Consider the following 609-nt stretch of genomic DNA (forward strand, 5'->3'; position numbering starts at 1 on the left):
CCGCCCAGGCGCAGCGCTTCAGTAACAATCGCAGAACTACGGCTCACAAAGCAATCAAAGTGACAGATGAGGTGAGAGTCTGGATAGAAAAGCTGCTTCGCCAGGAACTGAGCCCTCAACAAGTAGCGGACTACCTGTTGAGGCACAAGCAGGTGTCGTTACACCATGAGACGATTTATCAGATTGTTTACGCCGATAAGGCAGAAGGCGGCGATCTTTACAAGCATTTGCGAGTGCTCTCCAAACCCTACCGCAAACGATATGGCCATTATGACCGACGTGGACAGATCAAAAACCGGGTGGATATCGATGATCGTCCAGAGGTGGTTGATAGTCGTTGCCGAATCGGTGACTGGGAAGGCGATACCGTGGTGGGTAAGGGGCACAAGAGCGCTTTGTTAACCATGGTAGAACGCAAAACGCTGTATACATTGATCGTTCGGCTAACCGGCAAACGGGCCGACTTACTTGCAGAGGCAGCTGTCACGAGCATGAAATCTCTGAAATCGAAGATCAAAACCATTACCCTGGATAACGGTCTGGAGTTTGCGGAGCACGAGAAAATCGCCACCGGCCTTGGTGCAGATGTCTACTTCGCTCACCCGTATT

At 51.2% G+C, this 609-nt stretch carries 1 protein-coding gene; it reads left to right on the forward strand.

The genetic code is table 11. From position 1 onward, the window contains the following. Nucleotides 1–609: IS30 family transposase (locus Q5Y71_RS17110; protein WP_306043277.1), on the forward strand; the 609-nt coding region annotated here is incomplete at both ends.

Origin of the sequence: Microbulbifer sp. 2205BS26-8 (assembly GCF_030731025.1) — a bacterium.
GTDB classification, from domain to species: domain Bacteria; phylum Pseudomonadota; class Gammaproteobacteria; order Pseudomonadales; family Cellvibrionaceae; genus Microbulbifer; species Microbulbifer spongiae.